The organism is Streptococcus sp. LYSM12, assembly GCF_004569635.1.
In the GTDB taxonomy this organism is placed as follows: Bacteria; Bacillota; Bacilli; order Lactobacillales; family Streptococcaceae; genus Streptococcus.
Window position 1 is genome coordinate 1 of the sequence record NZ_SPOZ01000044.1, and the last position, 8,111, is coordinate 8,111.

At 30.6% G+C, this 8,111-nt stretch carries 8 protein-coding genes and 1 pseudogene; all 9 read right to left on the reverse strand.

Going from position 1 to position 8,111, the window contains the following annotated elements; genetic code table 11:
* A pseudogene (locus E4T79_RS10365) lies at positions 1-776 on the reverse strand (copper amine oxidase); the annotation flags it as partial.
* Positions 763-1,002: a hypothetical protein gene (locus tag E4T79_RS10370; RefSeq protein ID WP_001080402.1), complete on the reverse strand. Its 240-nt coding sequence runs from the start codon at positions 1,000-1,002 to the stop codon at positions 763-765. The gene E4T79_RS10370 and the pseudogene E4T79_RS10365, both read right to left, overlap by 14 nt.
* A 14-nt stretch (positions 1,003-1,016) precedes the next feature.
* Complete coding sequence (locus E4T79_RS10375) at positions 1,017-3,596, reverse strand: C40 family peptidase (RefSeq protein WP_135030036.1); 2,580 nt, start codon at positions 3,594-3,596, stop codon at positions 1,017-1,019.
* A 7-nt stretch (positions 3,597-3,603) separates the two neighbouring features.
* Entirely contained in the window at positions 3,604-6,027 is a 2,424-nt protein-coding gene (locus E4T79_RS10380; protein ID WP_135030038.1) for a VirB4-like conjugal transfer ATPase, CD1110 family, read from the reverse strand.
* Positions 5,918-6,328, reverse strand: a complete 411-nt coding sequence (locus E4T79_RS10385; protein ID WP_135030040.1) for a PrgI family protein — start codon at positions 6,326-6,328, stop codon at positions 5,918-5,920. The genes E4T79_RS10380 and E4T79_RS10385 overlap by 110 nt, the downstream gene beginning before the upstream one ends.
* Position 6,329: 1 nt before the next feature.
* Positions 6,330-6,620: a hypothetical protein gene (locus E4T79_RS10390; protein ID WP_004837741.1), complete on the reverse strand. Its 291-nt coding sequence runs from the start codon at positions 6,618-6,620 to the stop codon at positions 6,330-6,332.
* 9 nt (positions 6,621-6,629) lie between these two features.
* The gene (locus tag E4T79_RS10395) at positions 6,630-7,493 is read right to left on the reverse strand and encodes a VirB6/TrbL-like conjugal transfer protein, CD1112 family (RefSeq protein WP_000466914.1); all 864 of its coding nucleotides are present in this window, start codon (positions 7,491-7,493) and stop codon (positions 6,630-6,632) included.
* 10 nt (positions 7,494-7,503) lie between these two features.
* Positions 7,504-7,719: a Maff2 family mobile element protein gene (locus tag E4T79_RS10400; protein WP_135030042.1), complete on the reverse strand. Its 216-nt coding sequence runs from the start codon at positions 7,717-7,719 to the stop codon at positions 7,504-7,506.
* A gap of 1 nt (position 7,720) precedes the next feature.
* Positions 7,721-8,032, reverse strand: a complete 312-nt coding sequence (locus E4T79_RS10405; protein WP_002839977.1) for a hypothetical protein — start codon at positions 8,030-8,032, stop codon at positions 7,721-7,723.
* Positions 8,033-8,111 lie beyond the last annotated feature (79 nt).

Sequence of the window (8,111 nt, forward strand, 5' to 3'; positions counted from 1 at the left end):
TCTTTAATCTTATCTTCTAATTCTTTTTTTGTATTTTCAGAAGTTTCTTTTAAACTATCAATAGCCTTTTGAAGCTCTTCAATTTTCTTGCAACATTCTGACTTAGAATTTTCTGTTTCTTTCTTTTTAGACTCTAGGTCTTTTATCTTAGTATCTTTTTCATCAAGAGCTTTTTCCAAACCTTTAATTTTATTATCTTTATCCTCAATTTCTTTAGTCTTTTTTGCAAGTTCTCCTTTTAAAGACTCGAGTTTTTCTTGAATTTCTTTGATTTTATTTTCGTTTTTATCGGTCTTCTCTTTCTCAGCTTCTAACTCCCATTTTGTAGATGAATAATCTTCTTTTAGTTTTGCATTTTCATCTTGTAATCTTTTTAATTCATCTTTAAGCTGAGTAATTTCTGCTATTAGTTCATCATTATTGGAGTTTTTAAGATCCTCAATTTCTTTATTCAATTGAGCAATCTTATTATCTTTATTTCTAATCTCTTCTTCTAGCTTAGCTTTTTCTTGTTTTAGTTTCTCTCCATTATCTTTGCAATATTCTAACTTTTCCTTTAATTCATCTATCTTTGATTGGTCTTCTTGTTTATTATCATTTAAGTCTTTGATCTGATTTTCTAAATCACTAATTTTGCTTATTGAACTTTCTATAACTTTTTTACTACCATCTGTATCATCAGCTTTAGCTAGTACATTAGTAGTTGAAGTTGATGTTAAAACTAATAAAAGAGCCATAAAAAAGGCTCTTAGTCTGTTCGTATTAAATTTCTTCATTATGAATGTTCTCCTTTTCTTTTAATTTTTCTTCTCTTTTTCTATCATTAATTTTCTCCATTAATTCTTCCAAGCTAATATTGTTCCTTCTAAGAGTTACAATTATTTCTTCATTTTCAACTTGTATTTCTTCATCGCAAATTTCCTTGTATTTTGCATTTAAATCTTTCAATTTCTCTTCTATTTTTTTCTTTTTGTTTCTAATACTTATAAGTTTTCTGTTCACATAATATCTCCCTTCTATCTTGGTCTTCCAAATCCATAAAAGTGTGATTTCCAATATTTTGAATTTATTGATGTGTATTGAATTGGATCTCCTGCGTGAATCATCATTCCGTTACCTGCGTATATTCCTACATGAGATATTGGAGTTCCACTGTTATATGTTGAATGGAAAAATATAATATCTCCAGGTTGAGCTTCACTTGGACTTACTGGATTACAATAGTCTTTGTATATTCTCCATGCAGTTGTTCTTGGCATTCTCTTAACTCCTGACTTTGTAAATGACCAAAATACAAAACCTGAGCAGTCAAAGTTAGATGGTCCACTTGCTCCAAACACATATCTTTTGCCTATATGTTTTTCTGCTTCATTAAATAAGGCTTTGGCAGTAGCTGAATCAAAAGCAAGACCAGGATTTCCAAAGTTTGGATTATCTACTATTTCTCCTAAGTCCCCATTTCCTGATCCAAAAACATCTCCCATATTTCCCTTAGCTTCAAGAAGAGCTTCATAATGAACTACATTGTCTGGATAATCTTTAAATATTTCTCTAACAACTTCATCCATTTCTTTTTTCTTTAAAGTTACAATTAACTTTTTATATTCGTACTCTTCTTTTTCATAGCTAGTATAAGGATTGCCACGACTATCATATCTAGTTCTTGCTACTGTTCTTGTTCTAATTTCAATTTCTTCCTTAAAGTCAAGCTTATACATCTTATCGAAAAGTTCTTTTAAAATTCCTTTTACTTCAGATGCTGATTTTACTTCTCCACATCTTGAAGTTATATAGGATAAAAGTTCATGGGTATTATGACCAATTTCTCCTTCTTTATTTATAATATATTCGTCATATCCAGGATGACTTGTTTTTACACTTTCGATTTGTGATTGAAGATCATATTCCATTGATGAAAATTCTTGATTAACTTCACTTAGAACTGTATCTTGTGATAGGTATGTTGTTGTCATTACTGAATTTACTGAATTGCTTAGTCCACTCATACCAACACTTCCACCACCAATCATGATTGATAGCATAAGACCTAGTCCTATTACTACAAATAAAACCATCTTACTTTTTCTTATGATTAGCTCTTTAGAAGCCTTACCTAAACTTAAAATAGCTTTTTTAACTCTATCTACAAGTCTTGTTTCGTGCTTTTTAGCTATCATGCTCTTCATTTGTTTTCTCTGGTAAAACTTCTTAAATCTATTTTTCTTTATATAGGCATCTGACTTTTTTAAATCTTCCAAGCCACTTTTAAACTCCAACTTGCTTTTTCTCTTTCTTATTTTTTTATCAAGTTTAGATAGCTTTTTTAAGGACTTTTTCTTTTTATCTAGCTTATACTTCCTTATTCCATGCTGAAGTTTAGAGCTTACATTAGCGGCCTTTTCTCCAGATTCTACACCAGTATTGTCAGATCCTGAACTTAAATAATCTCTAACTAATTCTGAAGACTTAGCTCCAGATAATAAAACCCCAGAAGATAGACTTCCTTTAGTTTTATTCTTTAAGATATTATCCTTTAGCTTGCTTTTAGACTTTTCAAGCTCTCCAATCTTTTTATCTGAGATAAAGTCTTTAACATCTTGCGCCTTCTTAGAATCTTTCGGTGTAACTTTCTTAGATTCATTTTTTAAGTCATCGATTTTCTTTCGAGTGAATTTATCACTTTCATAATTTTTTCTCTTATAGTAAGTCTTCTTTTTATTAACTTTCTTTTGTTCTGAAGGTTTAAGGCTTGTTTCCTTTTCATCTTTTATAAATTCTTGATTATTGTCCTTAAGCTCAGAATTATCAAAAGTCTTATCTGTATCAACTTGGCTTAGCTTATTTTCTTTATCTATCTCTTTAGAAAATTTTTCCTTATCTCTAAACTTCTTTTCTTGATAAAGCTTTTGCTTTTGCTTTTTATCGATACTAGTATTACTCTCGTTCTTGCTTACTTCATCTTTAACAAGCTTATCTTTTCTATATACTCTCTTGTTTTTCCTTGCTTCAATAGGTTTTTCTTCACTTGTATGGATTCGCTTAGACTCTCTCTCGTTAATTTTGTCTTGGAATTTATCCTTACTATGGATAAGTTTATCCTCATAATTTTTAAGAACTTGTCTTTTACTTGATGCCTTCTTATTGTTTATTGGTTGAGCCTTAGCTGAAATATCATCTGATGTTAATTTATTAGAATTAATATTTCTACTATTTTCACTTTCAAAATTTACCTTTTTGAAGTCTACATCTAACTCTTCATCAAGTTTAAAGCTTTCATCTGTCCTTATTTCAAGATTAGTTTGTTTTGTTTCTTCAACCTTATCCTTATTATCTAAAAATTCTTTTCTAATTCTTTCCTTGTTTTTAGACTTCTGAAAATCTTTTAGTTTATCTTGTTTTTGATCTTTAGCTAATACATTCTCATGAATAAGTTTAGATTCTTTTTCTGAAATTTTATCTCCGAACCTATCCTTATTCTTAATAATCTTATTGGTATAATCATCTGAATGAACAAGTTTACTATCCATATTCTTTTCAGGAGCGTCCCTATTTCGTATAATTTTCTTTTGAAAATCTTTTTTTAGTTTTTTATCCATATCACACCTACTTAGCTTCTTCTGGTTTTGTTGTCATTAGCTTATATAGCATTGTATCTTTAGGGAATTTATCTATAAAAGGAACAATAGTATTTCCAAAGAATAGTAATCCCTCACCTGCATTTGAATTAGTAATATAGTTTAACTGATAAGGTGATATTTTTAATTTCTTAGCAAGAATATCTCTATCTCCAGATGCTTGATTTAACATTAGAACAAAGTCTGTATTATCAAAGATATTTTCAATTTCCTGACTTGTTAAAAGGTCTTTTACGTTTTGAGTTATACCTGTTGGAATACCTCCCCATTTTCTAAATCTTTTCCAGATTTCTACTGAATATGAAGCAGTTTGTGGGTCTTTTAATAAAAGGTGGAACTCATCTATATAGTATCTTGTAGACTTGCTTCCTCTATTTAGGGAAACCTTGTTCCAAACCTGGTCTTGAATTACAAGCATACCTATTTTTTTAAGTTGTGTTCCTAGCTCTTTTATATCAAAGCAAAGCAATTGCCTATTTAGATCAACATTTGACCTATTATTAAAGACATTAAGACTTCCTTTAACATAAATTTCCATTTCTGTTGCGAGCTTCCTACCAACTCCCTCTTCTTGAGATAGGAGCATATCGTATAAATCTCCTAATATAGGCATATTTTCTGGTTTTGGGTCTTCAAAATATTTTTGATATATCTTTGGTAAGCACCTATCTATAACAGATTTTTCTGCAGCAGTAAGACCAGATCCTCCTACCACAAGTTCAAGCATAGACATTATGAAATTTGCCTTATCCTTTAAAGGTGCGTCCCCATCTCCATAGTTCATATTAATATCTAATGGATTTAGGTAGTCCTTTGATTTTGCCGAAACTTTAATAACTTCTCCATTAAATTGTTTTACAAGGTTTGAATACTCGCCTTCAGGATCACAAATAATTACATCATCGTCTGTGACAAGAATTGCATTTGCCATCTCTCTCTTTGCTGAGAAAGATTTACCAGAACCTGGTGTTCCTAATATTAGTCCGTTAGGGTTCTTAAGTTTCTTCCTATCTGCCATAATCAAGTTTTGGCTAAGGGCATTTAATCCATAGTACAAAGAATTTGCTGAATCAATAAATAGCTCTTCTGTTGTAAAAGGCATAAATACTGCCGTTGATGATGAAGTTAAAAATCTTTTTATCTCGACTTGATTAACTCCTAAAGGTAAAACAGAAACAAGTCCTTGTTCTTGTTGGTGAGATAATCTTTTTACCTGACAATTATGTCTGTTAGCAATTGATGAGATTTGAGCTATAGTATTTTCTAACTTTTGATTAGTCCTAGCAAAATTCATCATTACTATGGTAACTACAAAGAGCCTTTCATCTCTATTTTGTAAGTCAGATAACATGGACTTAACATCAGCCCCAAAAGTATTTATATCTGAAGGAATTATATCCATATCATATCCAGCACGAACTGCTTTCTTTTGTTCTTCAATTTTCATTCTGTCCAGGTCTGTGTTTTTTCTTTTAATGAGTTTAATAGCTTCTGCTTGTTCAACTACATCTATATGAAAAGCTACATAAATATTGTCATCAATATCTAAAAACTCAGATAACATTCTGTCTGATAACTCACTTGCAAGTATTTGAAAATGACTTACTGCTCCAATATGTTTCCCAAACTTAAAATTATTTGCTGGTGCAAAATTAAAGATATTGGGAGTTATATGTGATTTTGTAGACTCTTTCTTCTTCAAATCTTTATATGAAAAATCAAAGTTCTTATCTGGATTTAACATATCATGAACAAGTCTTAGTCTTTCTTCTCCATCAAGGCTTTCTGCTCTTACTCCCATAGATTTAAAGTTGGATAAAATATCTACTTCAAGTCTATTTAACTTTGCCCTTGCTTGCTCTAGGTTATCGGCTTCTGTTGTAAAGGTTATATACTTCATCTTTTTAAGTCCGTTATTGCCCTTTGCAAGTTGAAGTTTTAACATTTCTCTAAACTCTTTTCTTACATCGTCATAGAAGTCTCCCTTATCAGCAATTTTAATTGCATCTTGTAGGTCTATATTTCTTCCTAATTGATTTACATATGAAAGTTCAATGTGAACACTTGGATCAAAAGAATTTAAAAAATTGGCAAATTGGTTAAAGATTAAATCTCTATCTTCTTCCAATGCCAACTGGTAATTTATATCTTGAAATGAAATTGTCTTCGAATAATTTTTTTCATCTAACTGGCAAATGCCCTCTGGTAACATTCTTATATAGGGAATTGTATCTTCAACAGTAAATCTCTTTTTCTCTTTCTTTAAAATTACACTTAGAAGACTATTTGTTGGATCTTTCTTTGTTTTTAGCTTTCTTACTTCCTTTCGGTCTTTTTTTAATTGTTTTTCCCTTAGATTTAAGTCGCTGATTTGCTTTTTTCTTTGCTTCAAAGTATGCCTCCTTTCTTATTCTCTTAGTTGGTTGATAAAACTTATGAAGATAGAAAAATTTAAAATATTTTTCAAAAGTTAAGGTATCTTTTTCATATAAGGTTATAAAAAAGATTGGCAGGGTTACTATTAGCATTGCAATAATTGAAACATCATTAGGCAGATATTTCTTCATAAATAAATAGGTTGGTATGCCAATTAGTCCTGACACAGAAAAACCTATAAGTTGCCTTTTAGTTAAGTTAAAGGCAACCTTTGTTTTAATCTTGTCCAAATCTTTTGGTATTGGTACATATGCCATTTTAATCTCCCTCTACTTCTTCTTTAGAAAGTTCAAGTATATGGTCATAATTAGATATTGTTTCTTCTTCTAGGTAGCTAATTCTTTCTTCTAATTCTTCTTGTTTTTCTTCATTTCTATCATTGTATTCTCCTTGATACATAACAAATTCATTGTGACATCTTCCGAGTCTATTTATTCTCCTCTTTAAGTTTCTAATCTCTTCATTTCTTTTTTTCTCTTTTAAAATTTCATAAGTTCCTCCCAATAAAATTCCAAGTCCCAATAAAGCACAATTTTTCTTTTTTAACATTTATTCCTCCTAGTGCGTATTCATAATACTTTTTGCAACTGTTCCACTCTTAAACATCATAAGTCCAAGTAGTAGAGCATATCCTAATATACTAAACAAGCTTGCGTGAATATCTGTAATCTGTACCGTCCTTATTAAAACGGTGTAGATACCTAAACATACCATCAAAAACAAACCTTGTAGTCCCAAGGCAAAAAGTCCCTTGATATAATTTGTTCCAATCTGACCCCATTCTTTATTTCCCATAGTCGCAAATGGTATGGATGATACTGATGAGTAGACATATATTTCAAACATACGCCCATATACTATTAAGGTAATAGTTAAAGATATACATTGAATTGCAATCCTTACAAGGCTTGTTTCAACTAATATCATTATTAATGCACCAACATCTTTTTCTTTTAATGTATCAACCATAGCAACTATCTGATCTCCTGAAACAGTGGCAGAAGTAGTGATTACCCCTGCCGCTTTGTTTACAAGATTTTGTGCCACATCAAAGACTGCCATTGAAAATTCAAAGGCATGGCTTGCAAGGTAGACTGCTATAAACATCTTTATAATGTATTTGAAAAACTCAAAAGTATCCGTATCGTGCATATTATTCTTTTGCATAACCATATTTATGAGTTCAATACATAAAACTGCTGTTATGATAAGACCTGCTATTGGAACAATCACATTGTCATTAATGTTCTTTATGAAGTTATATACTTCTCCATTCCAACCCATTGGTGTCTTCCCAACATCAGTTGCAATAACTCCCACCTTGTCATTTATATCTAAGAACATGGACTCAAGATTTGCTTTGATACCTCCGAGTAGCATATCCTTAAAAAATTCAGTTAGCTTGTCAAAGATACCAAACATAGACTTTCTCCTAATTTAAAGCATTTGCAAGTAGTGGAATTAATCTGATACCGATTAGTACAATTCCTCCACCAGCCATAAGCTGCTTAATACCTTGAGATTTAGCACCAGGGTTATCGTTACCGTAACCTTCCATCAAGTTAATAACTCCCCATGCTCCTAAACCTGCACCAATTGCAGTTACAAGTGTCTTTAAAACTCCAACTCCAGCTGTAAAAAATTCCATATTATTCCTCCTCGTTTTCTTTCTTATTTTCTATTTTATTTAGTGATTTAACTATAAAATTCTTGTAGACCTTATCTCCTTTTTTGTTTTCTTTGAAATATCCAAAGACATGGATTAGATCTCCTTTATCTAATTCTTTTGCACGTTCGCTTTTTTCTCCGTAGACTGAACAATTTATATATTCTTTTCCTTTACCATATTTTTTAATGAGAGTAAAATTTGCTACATCTACTTTTTCTCCATCTCTTTCAAATTCTGATAATTCCACTTCTTTAACTAAATTTGCATTAATATTTATCATTTCTCTATCCATTAATTTCTTCTCCTTAATCTATAAATTTCAATTAAAAAAGCGACTGGATCTATTTATTTCCAATCGCTATACATTATTC

Coding starts and splice junctions, on each gene's coding strand:
- E4T79_RS10375 (WP_135030036.1), bottom strand. CDS start 3,596: ATGGATAAAAAACTAAAAAAAGATTTTCAAAAGAAAATTATACGAAAT.
- E4T79_RS10385 (WP_135030040.1), bottom strand. CDS start 6,328: ATGGCATATGTACCAATACCAAAAGATTTGGACAAGATTAAAACAAAG.
- E4T79_RS10390 (WP_004837741.1), bottom strand. CDS start 6,620: ATGTTAAAAAAGAAAAATTGTGCTTTATTGGGACTTGGAATTTTATTG.
- E4T79_RS10395 (WP_000466914.1), bottom strand. CDS start 7,493: ATGTTTGGTATCTTTGACAAGCTAACTGAATTTTTTAAGGATATGCTA.
- E4T79_RS10400 (WP_135030042.1), bottom strand. CDS start 7,719: ATGGAATTTTTTACAGCTGGAGTTGGAGTTTTAAAGACACTTGTAACT.
- E4T79_RS10405 (WP_002839977.1), bottom strand. CDS start 8,032: ATGGATAGAGAAATGATAAATATTAATGCAAATTTAGTTAAAGAAGTG.